General features: G+C 65.8%; 17 protein-coding genes. 6 read left to right on the forward strand and 11 right to left on the reverse strand.

Features of this window, described 5'->3' with window-relative positions; translation table 11 throughout:
- Positions 1–92: 92 nt before the first annotated feature.
- On the forward strand, positions 93–371 hold the full coding sequence (locus CWS35_RS25105; RefSeq protein ID WP_051404365.1) for a hypothetical protein: 279 nt from the start codon (positions 93–95) through the stop codon (positions 369–371).
- Between the two features lie 113 nt (positions 372–484).
- Here CWS35_RS25105 and CWS35_RS25110 read toward each other — a convergent pair whose 3' ends face one another.
- Complete coding sequence (locus tag CWS35_RS25110; RefSeq protein WP_100954388.1) at positions 485–1,291, reverse strand: enoyl-CoA hydratase/isomerase family protein; 807 nt, start codon at positions 1,289–1,291, stop codon at positions 485–487.
- Positions 1,292–1,365: 74 nt separating this feature from the next.
- On the opposite strand from CWS35_RS25110, the gene nthA reads away from it, so the two are divergent.
- From nthA to CWS35_RS25125, 3 genes are read left to right on the forward strand one after another with little or no spacing between them, the layout of a single operon-like run.
- Positions 1,366–1,995 carry a nitrile hydratase subunit alpha gene (gene nthA / locus CWS35_RS25115; protein ID WP_024584167.1) on the forward strand — a complete coding sequence of 210 codons (630 nt, stop codon included), beginning with the start codon at positions 1,366–1,368 and terminating at the stop codon, positions 1,993–1,995.
- Complete coding sequence (nthB, locus tag CWS35_RS25120; protein ID WP_024584168.1) at positions 1,992–2,651, forward strand: nitrile hydratase subunit beta; 660 nt, start codon at positions 1,992–1,994, stop codon at positions 2,649–2,651. Before nthA ends, nthB begins: the two co-directional genes overlap by 4 nt.
- A complete protein-coding gene (locus tag CWS35_RS25125; RefSeq protein WP_168226377.1) occupies positions 2,651–3,028 on the forward strand; it encodes a nitrile hydratase accessory protein in 378 nt (125 codons plus the stop codon). Before nthB ends, CWS35_RS25125 begins: the two co-directional genes overlap by 1 nt.
- A 372-nt stretch (positions 3,029–3,400) precedes the next feature.
- Here CWS35_RS25125 and queC read toward each other — a convergent pair whose 3' ends face one another.
- A complete protein-coding gene (gene queC, locus CWS35_RS25130) occupies positions 3,401–4,129 on the reverse strand; it encodes a 7-cyano-7-deazaguanine synthase QueC (RefSeq protein ID WP_100954390.1) in 729 nt (242 codons plus the stop codon).
- A gap of 128 nt (positions 4,130–4,257) precedes the next feature.
- Between queC and mazG the strand changes: the two genes are divergently transcribed.
- Positions 4,258–5,097, forward strand: a complete 840-nt coding sequence (gene mazG / locus CWS35_RS25135; RefSeq protein WP_100954392.1) for a nucleoside triphosphate pyrophosphohydrolase — start codon at positions 4,258–4,260, stop codon at positions 5,095–5,097.
- Here mazG and CWS35_RS25140 read toward each other — a convergent pair.
- A complete protein-coding gene (locus CWS35_RS25140; protein WP_100954394.1) occupies positions 5,089–6,060 on the reverse strand; it encodes a hypothetical protein in 972 nt (323 codons plus the stop codon). The two genes, mazG and CWS35_RS25140, sit on opposite strands and share 9 nt — an antisense overlap.
- 127 nt (positions 6,061–6,187) lie before the next feature.
- Here CWS35_RS25140 and CWS35_RS25145 point away from each other — a divergent pair, with 127 nt between their 5' ends.
- Complete coding sequence (locus tag CWS35_RS25145; RefSeq protein WP_100954396.1) at positions 6,188–7,075, forward strand: LysR family transcriptional regulator; 888 nt, start codon at positions 6,188–6,190, stop codon at positions 7,073–7,075.
- A 6-nt stretch (positions 7,076–7,081) separates the two neighbouring features.
- On the opposite strand, the gene mgtE is transcribed toward CWS35_RS25145, so the two are convergent.
- From mgtE to ntrC, 8 genes are all read right to left on the reverse strand, one after another.
- Entirely contained in the window at positions 7,082–8,452 is a 1,371-nt protein-coding gene (gene mgtE / locus CWS35_RS25150) for a magnesium transporter (RefSeq protein WP_100954398.1), read from the reverse strand.
- Positions 8,453–8,612: 160 nt separating this feature from the next.
- Entirely contained in the window at positions 8,613–8,855 is a 243-nt protein-coding gene (locus CWS35_RS39860) for a hypothetical protein (RefSeq protein ID WP_210202729.1), read from the reverse strand.
- A complete protein-coding gene (locus CWS35_RS25155) occupies positions 8,813–9,787 on the reverse strand; it encodes an FAD-dependent oxidoreductase (RefSeq protein WP_210202730.1) in 975 nt (324 codons plus the stop codon). The genes CWS35_RS39860 and CWS35_RS25155 overlap by 43 nt, the downstream gene beginning before the upstream one ends.
- Before the next feature lie 33 nt (positions 9,788–9,820).
- Positions 9,821–11,215 (reverse strand): GTPase HflX, encoded by a 1,395-nt coding sequence (gene hflX, locus CWS35_RS25160; RefSeq protein WP_100954400.1) that lies wholly within the window; start codon positions 11,213–11,215, stop codon positions 9,821–9,823.
- Positions 11,216–11,226: 11 nt separating this feature from the next.
- Entirely contained in the window at positions 11,227–11,475 is a 249-nt protein-coding gene (hfq, locus tag CWS35_RS25165) for an RNA chaperone Hfq (protein WP_006020546.1), read from the reverse strand.
- A gap of 371 nt (positions 11,476–11,846) precedes the next feature.
- The gene (locus tag CWS35_RS25170; RefSeq protein ID WP_024584176.1) at positions 11,847–13,217 is read right to left on the reverse strand and encodes a sigma-54 dependent transcriptional regulator; all 1,371 of its coding nucleotides are present in this window, start codon (positions 13,215–13,217) and stop codon (positions 11,847–11,849) included.
- Between the two features lie 17 nt (positions 13,218–13,234).
- Positions 13,235–15,670: a PAS domain-containing sensor histidine kinase gene (locus tag CWS35_RS25175; protein WP_024584177.1), complete on the reverse strand. Its 2,436-nt coding sequence runs from the start codon at positions 15,668–15,670 to the stop codon at positions 13,235–13,237.
- 182 nt (positions 15,671–15,852) lie between these two features.
- Positions 15,853–17,295, reverse strand: a complete 1,443-nt coding sequence (ntrC, locus tag CWS35_RS25180; protein WP_024584178.1) for a nitrogen regulation protein NR(I) — start codon at positions 17,293–17,295, stop codon at positions 15,853–15,855.
- Between the last annotated feature and the right edge of the window lies 1 nt (position 17,296).

Consider the following 17,296-nt stretch of genomic DNA (forward strand, 5'->3'; position numbering starts at 1 on the left):
CAGTGTGGGTCCGGGGTCGTTCATGCAGTCGTGCGTGGCCATGATCCGGCATCTGCGCTAGCTTTGAGTCGGTCTCACAGACGGAGGATGTCATGATCCGACTGATCTCCATTGTTTGCGTCGCCGTCGGCATCACCGTCACCATGCCCGCGAGCTTCGGCCGCGGCGGAGGTGGCGGAATGCACCACGCGGCCATGACTGCCGCCCTTCACGTCGATACGCCGGGAACCAACTCGTCGGGCACCGCCTTGTCCGCCTCGGGCATCGGCAGTTCTACCCGGGGCGTATCGCTTGGCACCAACCCCGCGATCGCCCGTGAGGACGCCGCGGTCGCAAAACTGGTGAAGGGATCGATCTGCCGGGGCTGCTGAGCGCGGCATCGGCTAAAGCGAGATGCGATGAGGTCGAATCGTCATCTCGCTTTAGCTTCTTGTTTGCGCATGATCTTTTCGGAAAACCGCTTCGCGCTTTCCCGGATCATGCTCTAGCGCCCCCTGAAATGCGGCGGCCGCCGTCCGAGGAAGGCCGCGACGCCCTCCTTGTGGTCTTCGGTCAGGCTCGCCAGCGCAAACTGGTCGAGGTCCATGTGGCTGGCGAGATCGTCCAGCGCATGCGCCAGCCGGTTGACGGTCAGCTTGGTCATCGCGACCGAGATCGGCGGCTGCGCGGCGACCTTGGCCGCCAGCGCCATCGCGGCCTCGAAGGACTTGCCGGGATCGGCCAGCTGCTCCACCAGGCCCCATTGACAGGCCTCGTCGGCCGATATCCGGTCGTCGGCCAGGATCACCGCCTGCTTGGTGCGGGCCGGTCCCATCAGGTGCAGCATGCGCGGTACGCTTTGCCAGCTCATGTTCATGCCGAGCGCGATCTCCGGCACCCGCATATGCGCGTCGCGCGCCATCACCCGGAAATCCAGCGCCACCGCCAGCGCCACGCCGCCGCCGACGCAGAAGCCTTCGATGGCGCCGATCGTGACCTGCTCCATGTCCTGCCAGGCTCGCGTCAGCCGCGGCCCGAGTTTCAGGTGCCGGCGCAGCGCGCCGATGTCCATGGTCTGGCGCGAACGTCCCTCGGCATCCTTGAGGTCGAAGCCGGCGCTGAACGATTTGCTGCCGCCGGTCAGCACCACCACCGAGGTCCCGCCGTCATCCTCGAAGCTGCGCGCCGCATCGGTCAATTGCCGCAGCGCGTCGGGCGAAAGGGCGTTGATACCGTCGCCGCGGTCGAACCGCACCACCGCGATGCGGCCCTCCGGTCCGAGGCCCTTCTCGATCGTTACATAGTCAGTCATGCATACCTCCCTGCTCGCATTGTTGTGTACTGCTTGCCTCGACATAACACGGCCGTTTCGCCTATTCTCTGGGCATGAGCGAACATGATCACCACCACCACGATCACGACCATTCCGAGCTGTCGGAGACCGAACTGCGCGTCCGCGCGCTGGAATCGATCCTGACCGAAAAGGGCTATATCGAGCCCGCGGCGCTCGATGCCATCGTGCAGGCCTATGAGACCAAGATCGGCCCGCATAACGGCGCCCGCGTCGTCGCCAAGGCCTGGAGCGATCCTGGGTTCAAACAGGCCCTGCTCGAGGACGCCACCAAGGCGGTCGGCACCCTCGGCCATGTCAGCCGGGTCGGCGACCATCTGGTCGCGATCGAGAACACGCCTGGCCGTCACAACATGGTCGTCTGCACACTTTGCTCCTGCTACCCCTGGGAAATGCTCGGGCTGCCGCCGGTCTGGTACAAGGCCTCGCCGTATCGCTCACGCGCGGTCAAGGATCCGCGCGGCGTGCTCGCCGATTTCGGCGTCAGCCTGCCAAAGGACACGGAAATCCGGGTCTGGGACTCGACCGCCGAGACGCGCTTCCTGGTGCTCCCGATGCGGCCCGCAGGGACCGAGGGCTGGAGTGAGGAGCAACTCGCCGAGCTCGTGACGCGTGATTCCATGATCGGCACTGGATTTCCGAAGACGCCGGGAGCGCCATCGTGAACGGCGTCCACGACATGGGCGGCATGGACGGGTTCGGCAAGGTCGAGCCCGAGCCGAACGAGCCGATGTTCCATGAGGAATGGGAATCGCGGGTGCTGGCCATGGTCCGCGCGATGGGCGCGGCCGGCGCCTTCAACATCGACGCCTCGCGGTTCTATCGTGAAACCCTGCCCCCGCAGGTCTATCTGTCGAGCTCCTATTACAAGAAGTGGCTGCTTGGGCTCGAAGCCCTGCTGCTCGACAAGGGCTATATCTCCAAGGACGACGTCGACGCCGGGCATGCCGTCGCGCCGGCGAAGTCGCTCAAGCACGGCAAGTTCTCGACTGCCGATATCGAGCGCATCATGGTGCGCGGCAAGTTCGGCCGCACCGCACCGGCGGCCGCGAAGTTCAAGGCCGGCGACCGCGTACGGGCCAAGAACATTCATCCAGCGACCCACACACGGCTGCCGCGCTATGTGCGAGGTCATGTCGGGATTGTCGAGCGTGATCACGGCTGTCACGTGTTCCCCGACACGGTGGCCAACGACGCCGGCGAGCATCCGCAATGGCTGTACACCGTCGTGTTCGACGGACGCGAGCTGTGGGGACCGGATTCCGATCCGACCATCAAGGTCTCGATCGACGCCTTCGAACCGTATCTGGAGGCGGTCTGATGGAGGCCGGTGCCGCGGCACGCGCGACCAGTGCCGTCTCCAGCATTCCCCGCGACCAGGACGGCCCGGTGTTTCGTGCGCCCTGGGAAGCGCAGGCGTTCGCGATGGCGTTGACGCTGCATGACCGCGGCGTGTTCACCTGGACCGAGTGGGCCGCAGCGCTTGCCTACCAGATCAAGCGCGCGCAGGCGGCCGGCGATCCCGACACCGGCGAGACCTATTACCAGCATTGGCTGGCGACACTCGAACACCTCGTCGCCGCCAAGGGCGTCGCGACGCAGGACATGCTGCATCGCTACCGCGACGCCTGGGACCGCGCCGCCGACCGCACCCCACACGGCAAGCCGATCGAGCTGACGGCCGGGGATTTCGCTTAGCGGCGGACTCCTTCTTTCACCGTCATTGCGAGCGAAGCAATCCATCGCTCAGCGGATGTTGGGCGATGGATCGTTTCGTCGCTTCGTTCCTCGCGACCTTGATGTCATCACCCGCGAAAGCGGGTGATCCGGCATTCCGGAGGCAGCAGTGTTTGAGCCGAGACGCCGCGGCGTACTGGATCGCCCGGTTCGAGCCGGGCGATGACAGCCGTAGCTGGGGACATAGTCGCACGATTTCGGAATAATGGAAAAGTACGGCTGATTTGCCCGACGTGTCAAGCGGTCCGTGTCGGGCCGCCGACAGCGGACGGCTGCTTTGCATGGGGTTGTTTTCGATATTTTGGCAGAGCGCCCCTGCAACCGTCGAGCAAATCAACGATCGGCGCCGCCGCCCTGTGCGACATACTCCCGCCAGCCTTTCGCCCGCAGGCTACAGGCCGGGCATTCGCCGCAGCCATAGCCCCACTCATGCTGCGCGCCGCGTTCGCCGAGGTAGCAGGTGTGGGAGTGTTCTCGGATCAGATCGACCAGCCCTGCCCCGCCGAGTTCGTGCGCCAGCCGCCAGGTCGCGGCCTTGTCGAGCCACATCAGCGGCGTGTGCAGCTCGAAGTCTTTGGCCATGCCGAGGTTGAGCGCCGATCGCAGCGCCTTGATGGTCTCGTCGCGGCAGTCCGGATAGCCGGAATAGTCGGTCTCGCACATGCCGCCGATGATGTGGCGGATGCCGCGCCGGTAGGCCAGCGCCGCGGCGAAGGTCAGGAACACCAGATTGCGGCCGGGCACGAAGGTGTTGGGCAGACCATCCGCGCCCATTTCGATGGCGACGTCGCGGGTCAGCGCGGTATCGGATATCTCCGACAGCGTCGGGATCGCGAGCGTGTGGCTGCCGCCGAGTTTTGCCGCCCAATCCGGCCGTACAGACCTGATACCGTCCAGCAGGCGGTCGCGGCAGTCGAGCTCGATCGCATGGCGCTGGCCATAGGTGAAGCCGAGCATTTCGACGCGCGCGAAGCGGTCCAACGCCCAGGCAAGGCAGGTGGTGGAATCCTGGCCGCCGGAAAACAGCACCAGCGCCGTCTCGGAATTGTTCTGATGGGTCATGGAACGGGCTTTACCACTCCTGGAAGCCACGGCCAATCGGTGGACAGCGCCGTGATTCCGGCGCGTTTTTCTGGGATCGGCGGGGCCGATTTGGCATAACGCGTCTACCCTTCACAGTCCGGTGTCCCATGACCCCTTCCCGCGACATTTCCCGCCTGATCGAGATCATGGCCGCGCTGCGGACGCCGGTGACCGGCTGCCCCTGGGATCTCATCCAGAACTTCGAGACCATCGCCCCCTACACGATCGAGGAGGCCTACGAGGTCGCGGACGCCATCACGCGCGGCGATTTCGAGGACCTGCGCGACGAGCTCGGCGATCTCCTGCTCCAGGTGGTCTATCACGCGCAGATGGCCGAGGAGCGGAACGCGTTCGCGTTCGGCGACGTCGTCGAGGCGATCACGAAAAAGATGATCCGCCGCCATCCGCATGTGTTTGCCGACAAGGACGGCAACATCCAGCCCGCCGGCGTCAAGAGCGCCTGGGAGCGCATCAAGGCCGAGGAGAAGGCCGAACGCGCCGCGCGGCGGCCGCCGGAGGAGACCGCCCACAAATCGCTGCTGGCCAGCGTGAAGGCGGGCCTTCCTCCCCTCGCCCGCGCGATCGAGTTGCAGCGCAAGGCGTCCACCGTCGGCTTCGACTGGAACGACCCGCGCGCCGTGCTCGCCAAGATCCGCGAGGAAGCCGACGAGATCGAAGCCGCGCTCGACCGCAACGACAGGCAGGAGATCGCCGAGGAGACCGGCGACCTGATGTTCGCGCTGGTCAACCTCGCCCGCCACGTCGACGCCGACCCGGAGACGGCGTTGCGCGCGACCAACGCCAAGTTCGAGCGTCGGTTTGCCTATATCGAGAAGGCGCTGGCGGCGAAGGGCCGTTCGCTCGACGACGCAACGCTGGAGGAGATGGATGCGTTGTGGAACGAGGCCAAGTCCGCGACACGGCCGGCCGATAACGCTTCACGATGATCGTGGGCTGAACACGCCGATCCGCTGACCGGTGAAGCTTCCGACCCAGATTTGCTCGCCAACCAGCATGGCTCCGGTCGCGCCGCCAAAGCCCTCGGCTGCCGCGCCTGCCTCGTCCATCGTGATCAGGGACTCGAACGCGAGGCTGACCGGATCGAGCCGACCGACCCTGAATGCCAGCGGGCAGCGATCGCCGCGCGCTTCGCAGCCGAACAGGACCTCCGGCCGCGTGGATTGCCCCGCGAGCAGAAGACGCCGATCGGCCGTCCAGCGCAAATTGTCCGGCAGGAAATCCATCGCGGCGCTCGTGACCGCCCGACCGTCGCGGTCGAGCCGCCAGATCCGACGCGCGGCCCATTCGCAGACGATGACGAAACCATCGTGCGACACGGCAATGCCGTTGGCGCCGGACATCGGCTGATCGCCGAAGCGACTCCAGCCATTGGCCTGCGACCAGCGCCATACCTGACCGGTCGGCTCGGCGCGGGCAAACCGCGACAGCAACTCGCGGTCGGTCGGATCGAACATGCTGGTCATGACGAAGCAGCCATCCGGCAGATGCGCCACTGCGTTCGCCGACGTCCGCGGCGGCTGCACCAGCCGCTCCCCCGCTGCAACGAAAGGCCCCTCCGCGTCGAGCTCGAGCACCAGCCGGTCGATTGCTTCGCCGCCACCGTGATCGACCACCAACAGCTCGAACGCATCATCGGCCAGGCGCCACACCGCGATTCCGTGCGGATCGAAGACGTCAGGTCCGAGCCGCGCCTGCTGTGCGGCAGGCGCCCAATGCAGCTCCGTGGCGTGTGAAGGCCGCGCGGTATCGACCTTGAAAAGGCCGCCGGCATGGTCCGCAGATCGCATGCAGCTGACGATGATCCAAGACGTTCCCGGCAGCTCGACCAGGTCCTCTGGATGCCATACGCCGTCGACAAATCCGCTCAGTTGGTAGCTTGCATGATCCATGTAGGACTCTCGTGCCATCGTTCGCGCCTCGGTGAATTCAATGGAAACGAGCATAGAAAACCGGTGGCCGCCGATCATCGGGCGGAAACTCGCGACATCAGCGACCGGAATTCGCTAATCTGCCGCCATGGAAGATCCTCCGTCACTCGCCACCTTCGTCACCGTCGCCGAGACGCTGAGCTTCGCGGCCGCCGCGCGAAAGCTCGGGCTGTCGCCATCCGCAACCGGAAAGGCCATCGCCGCGCTCGAGGCGCAGCTCGGCGTGCGCCTGTTCACGCGCACGACGCGGCGGGTCAGCCTGACGCCCGAGGGCGAGTTGCTGCTCGCCCGCGCCCGACGGCTGCAAGACGACTGGCGCGAGATCACCGAATTGCTGTCCGCATCGGCCGGCGAGCCGCAGGGCCTGCTGCGCATCAGCCTTCCGGCCGTCGGCTATCGTTTCCTGTCGCCGCATCTCGAGGATTTCACACGGGCGCATCCGAAAATCCGGCTCGATCTGGATTTCGATGACCGGATCAGGGACCTGGTGTCGGAGGGCTTTGACCTCGCGATCCGCAGCGGCGCCCAGCCTGATTCCGGCATGATGTCGCGCAAGCTGCCGCCGTTCCTGCTGTCGGTTTATGCCGCGCCGTCATACCTCGCCGCATACGGAGAACCTCGCGATCGCGCCGCGCTGTCGGCGCATCGCCTGATCCGCTTTCGCCATCCCGATACGGACGTGCTGCAACCATGGCATTTCGCCAGCGGCATGCATGCTGCGGTCGAAGACACGCCGCCGCATGTCATCTGCTCGAATATCGAAGCGGTGCGCGCGGCGACGATCGCGGGCCTCGGCCTCGCCTGGGCTCCCGATTTCCTGATGCGCGATGCGGTGGACGCCGGGCGGCTGCGCAGCGTGTTGCCGGCCGAGGCGATCCAAGCCGCATTCTGGCTGCTTTGGCCGGCCGGCCGCTACGGTTCGGCGCGGCTGCGCGCGTTCATCGATTTTGCGGCCAGCAGGCTGTTCGCGGCGTGAGGGCGCCTACAACAGCGTCCCACGCAGGATCACAGCGGCAACGCCGAAATAGATCACGAGCCCCGTCACGTCGACCAGCGTCGCGACGAACGGCGCGGATGCGCTCGCCGGATCGAAGCCGATGCGCTTGAGGATGAACGGCAGCATCGATCCGCACAGCGAGCCGAAGGTGACGATTCCGACAAGGGCTGCGCCGACGGTGGCGGCCACCAGCACCCAATGCGGGCCGTAGTCGAACAGGCCCATCGTCTGCCACACCGTGATCCTGACAATGCCGATCAGGCCCAGGATGGAGCCGAGCACGATGCCGGTCGGCAGTTCGCGCACCGCGACGCGCCACCAGTCGCGCAGCCGCACCTCGTGCAGCGCCAGCGAGCGGATCAGAAGCGAGGTCGCTTGCGAGCCGGAGTTGCCGCCGGAGCTCATGATCAGCGGGATGAAAAGCGTCAGCACGATCGCCTTCTCGAGCTCGCTCTGGTACGACTGCATCGCGGTCGCGGTCAGCATTTCCGACAGGAACAGCGCGCACAGCCAGCCGGCGCGCTTCTTGATCATCTCGCCAAAGCCGATCCGCAAATACGGCTCGTCGATCGCTTCCATGCCGCCGAACTTCTGGGCGTCCTCGGTCGATTCCTCGACGATGGCATCGATCACGTCGTCGACCGTGACGATGCCGAGGATATGGCCTGGGCCATCGACCACCGCGACGGCCAGCAGATCGTAGCGCGAGATCAGCCGCGCCGCTTCCATGCGGTCGGCCTCGGGTGAGATCATCAGAGGCTTCCGCGCCGGCGCCGCGGTCAGGACGTTGGCGTGCGGGTCGGCCGAGATCAGGCGGCGCAGCGGCACGGCCTGGATCAGGGTCTTCTTGACCGGATCGACCACGAAGATCGAATAGACCGTCTCGCGGGTACGCTCGACCATCCGGATGTGATGCAGCACCTCGGCGATGGTCCAGTTCGCGGGCACGCTGACGAACTCGGTCGTCATGATGCTGCCGGCGCTGCGCTCGGGATAGGCCAAGAGCCCCGAGATGACGTTGCGGGTCTCCGGATTGAGGCCGTTCAGCAGCGTGGTGCGCAGCGGCTCGACCAGTTCCTTGAAGATGTCGGCTGCGCGGTCGTCGGAGACGCCGGATAGCAAGGAAACGGCGGCGTCCTGCGGCAGCTCGGCGAGGATCTCGCAGGTGTTGTCGAGCCCGGGCAGGTCGAGCACCTCGATTGCCTTCTCCGCGGGCAGCGAGCGCAGCAACTTGGCGGCGTCCGCCGGTTCCCGGGCGTTGAGGGCATCGACGATCTCGGGGGCTCGCGTATGGGCAAGATCCCCGTTCTGGCCGGCGAGCATCTCCTTCGTGTTGATTTCGCTGGAGTCCTGCATCGATTGCCCTCGCCTTTGCGTCCAGCAGCGCAATGAACCAAGGCGGCGCAGATTTCAAACGGAAAGTGCGGCGGCACGTCGCAGGCCCACCGCAGTGAGGCCATGTCACGGCACCGTCACATTGCAGGGGGTGCCGGGTCGCGCGCCGGAGGGGCCGGTGTCAGGCCCGGCTGAACAGTTTCGCCGCGTCTTCCACCGCCTGGCGCGCGGCGGCGTAGTCAGGCGTTTCGTTGTCGTCGTTGAAGCCGAAATAGTCGTTTTCGCCGACCGGCTGAACGACGATGCCGTCGCGCCGGCCGAGGACGCTGAGGTTACGGTAGAAGACGCCGTAACCGACATCCGGCTGAGGGATCAGCCAGGCTATCTGGCCGCGCACCGGAACGATGCTCTCGTCGCGAAACAACGCACGGGCACCGTAGCCGGTGCAATTGACAATGACGGTCTCGCGGATCTTCGAAAGATCGGAGGGCGCGTGCAACTCGATCGGCAGAACAGTCCCCCGGCGCGTTGAAACTCCGCCTCGAGCTCACGGTAGAGATCCGTGACGTTGTAGGTGAGCGAGGCGCTCTTCCAGGCATATGGCGCGGGAAACGGGTTCGACCCGGGGGCCAGCAGGTCCCAGCGCGGCGTGAGCGACCGGATGCGGCCGCGCAATTCGAGGAATTTCTTCTGGCCGTCAGCCGCGGCATGCTGACGCCGGTGCGGACGGCCGTCGGCATCGGGAGCATCGTCGGACAGCAGATAGCGGTCCGTCCATTCGATCGGATTGCCGGCAAGACCGAGATAGCTTTGATGGCTGGCAAAGGTGGTGCGCGCCATCCGCTCCCAGCGGTCGGCGAAGTCCGGCGCGACGTCGGCCTCCATCGCGATGCGCGAATCCGGCGACCAGTCCCCGGTCGCGCGCGCCGAGCGCACCTGAGGGAAACGCTCCTTGGCGTAGATCGTGACGGTGGCGCCCATCCGCTGGGCCGTGATCGCGGTGGTCAGACCGATCGCGCCGGCGCCGAGAACCGCGATGTTGCGCGTGCTCAATTGCAAAGCGAGCGGCACCGCCTCCTGTGCGGCGCCCCAGGATAGCGACCAACCGCTGCCACCGTGGCCATAGTTGTGGACGACATATTTCGTGTCGATCCATTCCGCCTCGATGCGCGGTCCGGCGGCGCGGAAGGGGCGCAGGCACACGGTGACGCGGAACATGCGGTCCGGCCGCGCAAGGACCGGCCGGAGCGCGGGGGCGTCGACGAACCCAGCGTTGTCGGCGGCCCCACGTGTTGAAATCCCAGCGACAGCGGCGCTCACCAGGCCGCCGCCGAGAAACCTTCGACGATTGAACATCGATCCCCCTTGCCGCAGCGGACTTCCGGGACGCTACGTCCCGTGCGGCAGAGCATCGAATCGTGACATGACGATGTCGCGCTTGGTCTCGTCGACGCGCACGGTCATGTCGAACCGCTCGCCACGCAGCTCCTTGCTCAGGACCTCGGCATTGCGGTGCAGCCAGCTGATCCCGGCGCCATCGGCAGCGTCGATCGACAGATCGAGCGTGATGCGCTTGGCCGCGAGGCGATCCTCGATCGCGGTCAGCAATGCGTCGATCCCCTCGCCGGTCACGGCCGAGACCAGGAAGCACGGCCGCTCCGGCGGACGGCGGGCGGCGATGTTGCGGAGGTTGTCCCGCTCCTCGGGATCGAAACGGTCGATCTTGTTCCAGACCTCGATGATGCGCTGGCCGCCATCGGCGTCGGCATCGATGCCGAGCTGGCGCAGCACGCCCTCGACATCGCGCTCCTGCGCCTCGGCATCCTCGTGCGAGATGTCGCGGACATGCAGGATGATGTCGGCTTCCAGCACCTCCTCCAGCGTGGCGCGAAACGCGGCCACCAGCTGGGTCGGCAGATTGGAGATGAAGCCGACGGTGTCCGACAGCATCGCCTTGCCGCCATGCGGCAGGCTGAGCGCGCGGAGCGTCGGGTCGAGCGTGGCGAACAGCATGTCGGCTGCCTGCACGTCGGCCCGGGTCAGCCGATTGAACAGGGTCGACTTGCCGGCATTGGTGTAGCCGACCAGCGCCACCACACGGTAAGGCACGCGCTGGCGGCCGGCGCGGTGCAGCCGTCGCGTCGCCTGCACCTTCTTCAACTCGCCCTCGAGCTTGGTGATGCGCTCGCTGATCAGGCGGCGGTCGGCCTCGATCTGGGTCTCGCCGGGACCACCCATGAAGCCGAAGCCGCCGCGCTGGCGCTCGAGATGGGTCCAGGACCGCACCAGACGGCTGCGCTGGTAGTTGAGATGGGCGAGCTCGACCTGCAGCGCGCCCTCCTTGGTCTTGGCGCGGCGGCCGAAGATTTCCAGGATCAGGCCGGTGCGGTCGAGCACCTTGGTGCTCCAGGCCTTCTCGAGATTGCGCTGCTGGATCGGCGACAGCGCGCAATCCATCACCACGAGCTCGACCTTGTTGCTGGCGACGAGGCCGTTGATCTCCTCGACCTTGCCCTTGCCGAGATAGGTGGCAGGCCGGATCTGGCTGATCGGCGCGATGACCGATTCCACCACGGTGAGATCGATCGCACCGGCAAGGCCGGCGGCCTCCTCGATTCGCGCTTCATAGTCGCGGACAGAGGACTCCGTTTGCGCATCGCCGTCGCCGCGGCGGGTGCGCAGGTACGGGCCGATGACGATCACCCGCCCGGTGCCAGTGTCCCCCGCCGACCCGGGCCTAGACTTGGTCCGCTCGGCGTCCCCTTCACGATCGAAGGGTTCCAATCACTTCACTCTCAAGCCGGTGCGTCCTCACCACCCTCGAACAGCTGAATCGGAGCCCCAGGCATGATGGTCGAGATTGCGTGCTTGTAGACCAGCTGCGAATGACCATCGCGCCGCAACAGCAAGCAGAAATTGTCGAACCAAGTGACAATGCCCTGCAGCTTGACTCCGTTGACCAGAAATATCGTCAGTGGCGTTTTTGTCTTACGAACGTGATTAAGGAAGGTGTCTTGTAGATTTTGTGCGCGGTCTGCCGCCATTGTTTTTGTCCCGCAAGCTTGTGCTTCTTTTTATTGAACCGGTTGCTGCTCTCTGACGGAGCCTCCTCCGGCTGCCCGCCTGCCCTGAGATCCCCCTCTGGCAGGCGTAGCGGTAGGATTAGAGGCTACGCGCGGTTTTAAGGCAAGCCGGTTCGCGTAACAGTCGGTAGGAACACGGTGGCATTTCTAAGAAAGGGCGGGGAAAGAGACGAATATTCTCGTGGAGAGTGGATAAATCCCCGGTTGTGCCGGCCCCGCTCTCGCCTCGTCCCCCGTCCCGGGCCCCAGATCGGGCAACCGGCTCGCCGGGAGCCGATTGCCGGGACTGCGCACCGGGCCACCGGTCGGCGACCGGCCCGGCGATGCCGGGGTCAGCCGACCCCGAGCGCCTTCAGCTTGCGATGCAGCGCCGAGCGCTCCATGCCGACGAACTCCGCGGTGCGCGAGATATTGCCCGAGAAGCGGCTGATCTGGGCGATCAAATAGTCCCGCTCGAACACCTCGCGCGCCTCGCGCAACGGCAGCCCCATGATGTGCTCGCCATTGTTGGAGGTCGGCATCGCCGGCACCATCGAGCCGACGTCCTGCGGCAGCATGTCGGCGGTGATGATCGCCTCGGGGCCGCCGCCGGCCAGGATCATCACGCGCTCGACATTGTTGCGGAGCTGGCGGACGTTGCCCGGCCAGACATGCGATTGCAGCACCGCCATCGCGTCCTGCCCGATCTGCCGCTTCGGCAGGCCGGTCGTGACCGAGATCTGGTCCATGAAATAGTCGATCAGCTCCGGGATGTCCTCACGGCGCTCCGACAGCGGCGGCACCCGGATCGGCACCACCGAGAGCCGATGGTAGAGGTCCTCGCGGAAACGGCCCGCGGCGATCTCTTCCTCCAAATTGCGCGCGGTCGAGGAGATGATGCGGACGTCGACATGGACCTTGCTGGTGCCGCCCTGGCGCTGGAAGGTCTGATCGACCAGCACGCGCAGGATCTTGTTCTGGGTCTCGCGCGGCATGTCCGCGATCTCGTCGATGAACAGCGTGCCGCCATGCGCTTCCTCGAGCGCACCCGCCTTACGCTGCTGCTCGCCGTTCGATCCCTCGATGCCGAACAGTTCGAGCTCCATGCGCTCCGGCGTGATCGCGGCGGCGTTGATCACCACGAACGGCCCCTCGGCACGCCCCGAGGCGTGATGCAGCGTGCGCGCGGCGAGCTCCTTGCCGGCGCCGGAGGGACCGACGATCAGGATGCGGCTGTTGGCCTTGGCGGCGCGGTCGATGGTCTGGCGGAGCTGGTTCATGCAGGCCGAACGGCCGGTCAGCACGCTCGCCGCCGGCGCCAGTTGCTTGAGCTCCTTCACCTCGCGCCTCAGCCGCGATGTCTCCAGCGCTCGCGTCGCGACCAGGATCAGCCGGTCCGACTTGAACGGCTTCTCGATGAAGTCGTAGGCGCCGCGCTTGATCGCGGCGACTGCGGTTTCGATGTTGCCGTGGCCGGAGATCATCACGACCGGCAGATCGGCATTGTCCTTCTTGATCTGCTCCAGCAGTTGCAGGCCGTCGAGCTTGGAGCCTTGCAGCCAGATGTCGAGGAAGACCAGGTTCGGGCGGCGGTTGGCGATCTCGGCCAGCGCCGAATCGCTGTCGCGCGCGGTGCGGGTGGAGAAGCCCTCGTCGTCCAGAATGCCCGCAACAAGGTCGCGAATGTCAGCTTCGTCGTCGACAATCAGAATGTCACTTGCCATGGGTTACACCTGCCTTGTCAGTCGCCCGTCGCGGCTTTGGATCTGGGTTCGTGGATTGTTGGCTCTTGAGCGCCCGGCTCTCGATCCGGCTCTTGGATTTTTGGTTCATTGTTGGTCGCCTCTGCCGGGCCGTTGGTCGGCTGCTCCGGCGGATTTTTTTCACTGGTGGGAGCGGTCGCTTCCGGTTTCACGTCCGGCTTCTGTTCCTTGCTTTCGGGCTTGGCTGGCTGGCCCGTGACTGAGAAGCGCAACCGCATCCAGGCACCGCGCTGGCCCTCGCGGAAATCGGAAGCGTCCTTGAGCTCGATGCGGCCACCATGGTCCTCCAGAACGCGGCCGACGATCGCCAGCCCCAGGCCGGTGCCCTTGGCCCGCGTCGTGACATAGGGTTCGAGCAGCCGGGAACGGGCGACCTTGGGCAGGCCGATGCCGTTGTCGACGACGTCGATCAGGATGTCGTCGTTCTCACGCTGTGCGACGACATCGATGCGGCCCTTGCCGAGCTCCTCTCGCGGGACCTGCTCGATCGCCTCGGTGGCGTTCTTGATGATGTTGGTCAGCGCTTGCGAGATCAGCCGGCGATCGAATTGCGCGGGCAACGGCGACTGCTTGATGTCGGCCTCGATGTCGAGATCGGGATGCGCGACCTTCATCAGGAACACCGCCTGACGCACGACGTCGGCGACATCCTCGCCTTCCATCACCGGCTTCGGCATCCGCGCGAAGCGCGAGAACTCGTCGACCATGCGCCTGATATCGTCCACCTGGCGGACAATGGTGTCGGTGCATTGCTCGAAGATCGACTTGTCCTTCTCTTCGGTGATGGTCTTGCCGAATTTGCGGCGGATGCGCTCGGCCGAGAGCTGGATCGGGGTCAACGGGTTCTTGATCTCGTGAGCGATGCGGCGGGCGACGTCGCCCCAGGCCGAGGTGCGCTGCGCGGAGACCAGTTCAGTAATGTCGTCGAGCGTGATGATGTAGCTGTCGCGCGACTGGCTGGTCTGCTCGGCGGAGACCCGAACCGACAGATTGCGCTCGTTGCCGTCGCGCAGGATCGTGACCTGCCCCTGCACCAGGCGCTGCGTGCCCTCGCGGGCGGTCTTCATCATCTCGTCGAGCTCGGGCAGCACGTCCGAGAGCGGATGACCGAGCGTCTCCGACTCGGCATGCCCGATCAGCTTCTCGGCCGAGCGGTTGAGGATGCCGACGCTGCCGGAGCCATCGACCCCGATGATACCGGCAGAGGCCGAGGACAGCACCGCCTCGATGAAGCGGCGGCGGCTGTCGATGGTCTCGGAGGCATCGACCAGCTCGTTGCGCTGGGTGCGCAGCTCCTGGGTCATCTTGTTGAAGATTTCACCGAGCAGCGCGAGGTCGCTGGCGGATTTGTGCACCGGCACCTGGACGTTGAGATTGCCGGTCGACACCTCGCTAGCCGCGCCCATCAGCTGACGAATCGGTGACACCAATCCGTTGGCGAAGTTAAGCCCGATCAGGACCGAGGCCATCAGCACGGTGAGCGCGATCACCGCGAACATCAGCCCCAACGCCACCTGGATGCCGAGCCTGCGGGTCTCGAGTTCGGCATACTGGGCCGCGCTGGTCTGGGTCTGCTTGAGCTGGGCGACGACAGTGGGATCCAGCAGGCGCGCCACATAAAGAAACATGTCGTCATAGGCGCGCAGGCGGACCACGGAAGCGACGTAGTTTTCGGGAAAAACCGAGATTTTCGGCTCGGTTTCGTTGACCTCCTTGAGGATTTCGGACGGTGGAGGTTCGTATTTCAGGTGAGCGCCGGTGTTGGCTTCCTCGACGACGTTTCCGTTCTTGTCCATCAGCACGGCGATCGGCAGATTGCGCGCCACGGCACCGGCGGTCAGGAGCTGCAAAAACGACATGCGATCCTGGTCATAGAGCGGCCGCGCATGGGCGAGGTCATTGGCCATCGCCAGCGTGTCGCCGTTGATGAGCTGCGCATGCTCCTGCATGTAGGCGCTGGCGATCGTCAGCGAGTTCTGGATCACCAGCTTCGTCGGGCCCGAGAACACCCGGTCGAGGCCACGCTCGATGGTGACGTTGGCGACGATCGACACCAGCACGGCCGGCAGCACCGCGATCACCGAGAACAGGCCAACGATCTGGACGTGCAGCCGCGCAGCCGCCCGGCCGCGCCGCCTCGCCTGCACCATTTGCCAGACTTCCCGGACGATGATGCCGACCAGCAGCAGGATCGTGCCGGCGTTGATCATCAGGAAGGAGCGGACCACCTCGGAGGTCGGTTCGATCGGGGTCAGCCCGGTCAGCACCAGGAAGGTCAGGAAGGCGGACAACAGCGCGATCGCGACGGCGAACGGCGCCAGCCAACGACGCAAGGGGAAGCCCCTCGCCGCTTTATTGGGCTCGGCCGGTGCGGACGCATGTAACGTCGAAGCGGTGGTCTCTGCGCTGGTCATACCGGCAATTGAGCTGATGGCGATCGCCCGCGGGAATTGCGGACTGATGCAATCATATCACATTGTTGCCGAATTACGACATTTCCGCGGCGCAAACCGCACTGCGGCGCCGTGTCCGCAAAACCATTTGTGACCGATCGATAACGGCAGGTGGCGGAGCCACTCTTGCCGCCGCGTCTGCCCTACCCGCCGCTGCGGTAGACCTGGATATCGAGGTCGCGAATCTTCTTGCGCAGCGTGTTGCGGTTCAATCCCAGCAGGTCGGCGGCCCGGATCTGGTTGCCGCGGGTCGCCGCCAGCGCGGCGGTCAGCAAGGGGATCTCGATCTCCTTGAGGATGCGGTGGTAGAGGCCCGGCGGCGGTACCCCGTTCGGGAAGCCGGAGAAGTGCGAGGACAGATAGGCCTCGACGGCGCCGCCGAGATTGTCGACGCCGACGGTTGCCGTGCTGCCCGAGGTCACCGCCGGCGGCGCCAGTTCGCCGTCGATCACCGAGGAAGTGATGACGTCCTGCGGATAGAGCGCGGCAAGCCGGCGGGCGAGGTTTTCCAGCTCGCGGACATTGCCCGGCCAGCGGTGCTGCTTGAGCCGCTCCAGGGCCTGGGCGTCGAGCTTCTTCGGTGGCAGGCCGTCCTTCTCGGCCAGCGAGAAGAAATGCCGGATCAGGTCGGGCAGGTCCTCGATCCGCTCGCGCAGTGGCGGCAGCCGCAGCGGCACCACGTTGAGGCGGAAGAACAGGTCCTCGCGGAACAGGCCCTGCTGGATCAGGATGCGCAGGTCCTTGTTGGAGGCCGCGACGATGCGGACGTCGGTCTTGATCGGGGTGCGGCCGCCGACGGTGGTGTATTCGCCCTGCTGCAGCACGCGGAGCAGACGGGTTTGCGCCTCCATCGGCATATCACCGATCTCGTCGAGGAACAGCGTGCCGCCCTCGGCCTGCTCGAAGCGGCCGGAGGCGCGGGTGTTGGCGCCGGTGAACGCGCCGCGCTCATGACCGAACAGCTCCGATTCGATCAGGTCGCGCGGGATCGCCGCCATGTTGACCGCGACGAACGGGCCGTTGCGGCGCCTGCCATAGTCGTGCAGCGCACGGGCGACCAGCTCCTTGCCGGTGCCGGACTCGCCGGAGATCATCACGGTGAGGTCGGTCTGCATCAGCCGCGCCAGCACACGGTAGATTTCCTGCATCGCCGGCGAACGGCCGACCAGCGGGATCGAATCGAATTCGCCGTCGTCGGCGGGGCTGGCGACCCGCTCCTTCGGCTCGGCCAGGGCGCGGCCGACGATGGTGATCAGCTCCTTCAGGTCGAACGGCTTCGGCAGGTATTCATAGGCGCCGCGCTCGGAGGCGCGGATCGCGGTCATGAAGGTGTTCTGCGCGCTCATCACGATGACCGGCAGGTTGGGCCGCATCTTCTTGATCCGCGGCAGCAGATCGAACGCGTTCTCGTCGGGCATCACCACGTCGGTGATGACGAGATCGCCCTCGCCCTGGCTGACCCAGCGCCACAGCGTGGCGGCGTTGCCGGTCAGCCGCACCTCGTAGCCGGCGCGCGAGAGCGCCTGGTTCAGGACGGTCCGGATGGCGGTGTCGTCGTCAGCGACAAGTATGCTACCTGCGGGCATT

It is taken from the genome of Bradyrhizobium sp. SK17 (assembly GCF_002831585.1).
Lineage (GTDB): Bacteria > Pseudomonadota > Alphaproteobacteria > Rhizobiales > Xanthobacteraceae > Bradyrhizobium.

Coding starts and splice junctions, on each gene's coding strand:
- CWS35_RS25105 (WP_051404365.1), top strand. CDS start 93: ATGATCCGACTGATCTCCATTGTTTGCGTCGCCGTCGGCATCACCGTC.
- CWS35_RS25110 (WP_100954388.1), bottom strand. CDS start 1,291: ATGACTGACTATGTAACGATCGAGAAGGGCCTCGGACCGGAGGGCCGC.
- nthA (WP_024584167.1), top strand. CDS start 1,366: ATGAGCGAACATGATCACCACCACCACGATCACGACCATTCCGAGCTG.
- CWS35_RS25125 (WP_168226377.1), top strand. CDS start 2,651: ATGGAGGCCGGTGCCGCGGCACGCGCGACCAGTGCCGTCTCCAGCATT.
- queC (WP_100954390.1), bottom strand. CDS start 4,129: ATGACCCATCAGAACAATTCCGAGACGGCGCTGGTGCTGTTTTCCGGC.
- mazG (WP_100954392.1), top strand. CDS start 4,258: ATGACCCCTTCCCGCGACATTTCCCGCCTGATCGAGATCATGGCCGCG.
- CWS35_RS25140 (WP_100954394.1), bottom strand. CDS start 6,060: ATGGATCATGCAAGCTACCAACTGAGCGGATTTGTCGACGGCGTATGG.
- CWS35_RS25145 (WP_100954396.1), top strand. CDS start 6,188: ATGGAAGATCCTCCGTCACTCGCCACCTTCGTCACCGTCGCCGAGACG.
- mgtE (WP_100954398.1), bottom strand. CDS start 8,452: ATGCAGGACTCCAGCGAAATCAACACGAAGGAGATGCTCGCCGGCCAG.
- CWS35_RS25155 (WP_210202730.1), bottom strand. CDS start 9,787: ATGTTCAATCGTCGAAGGTTTCTCGGCGGCGGCCTGGTGAGCGCCGCT.
- hfq (WP_006020546.1), bottom strand. CDS start 11,475: ATGGCGGCAGACCGCGCACAAAATCTACAAGACACCTTCCTTAATCAC.
- CWS35_RS25170 (WP_024584176.1), bottom strand. CDS start 13,217: ATGGCAAGTGACATTCTGATTGTCGACGACGAAGCTGACATTCGCGAC.
- CWS35_RS25175 (WP_024584177.1), bottom strand. CDS start 15,670: ATGACCAGCGCAGAGACCACCGCTTCGACGTTACATGCGTCCGCACCG.
- ntrC (WP_024584178.1), bottom strand. CDS start 17,295: ATGCCCGCAGGTAGCATACTTGTCGCTGACGACGACACCGCCATCCGG.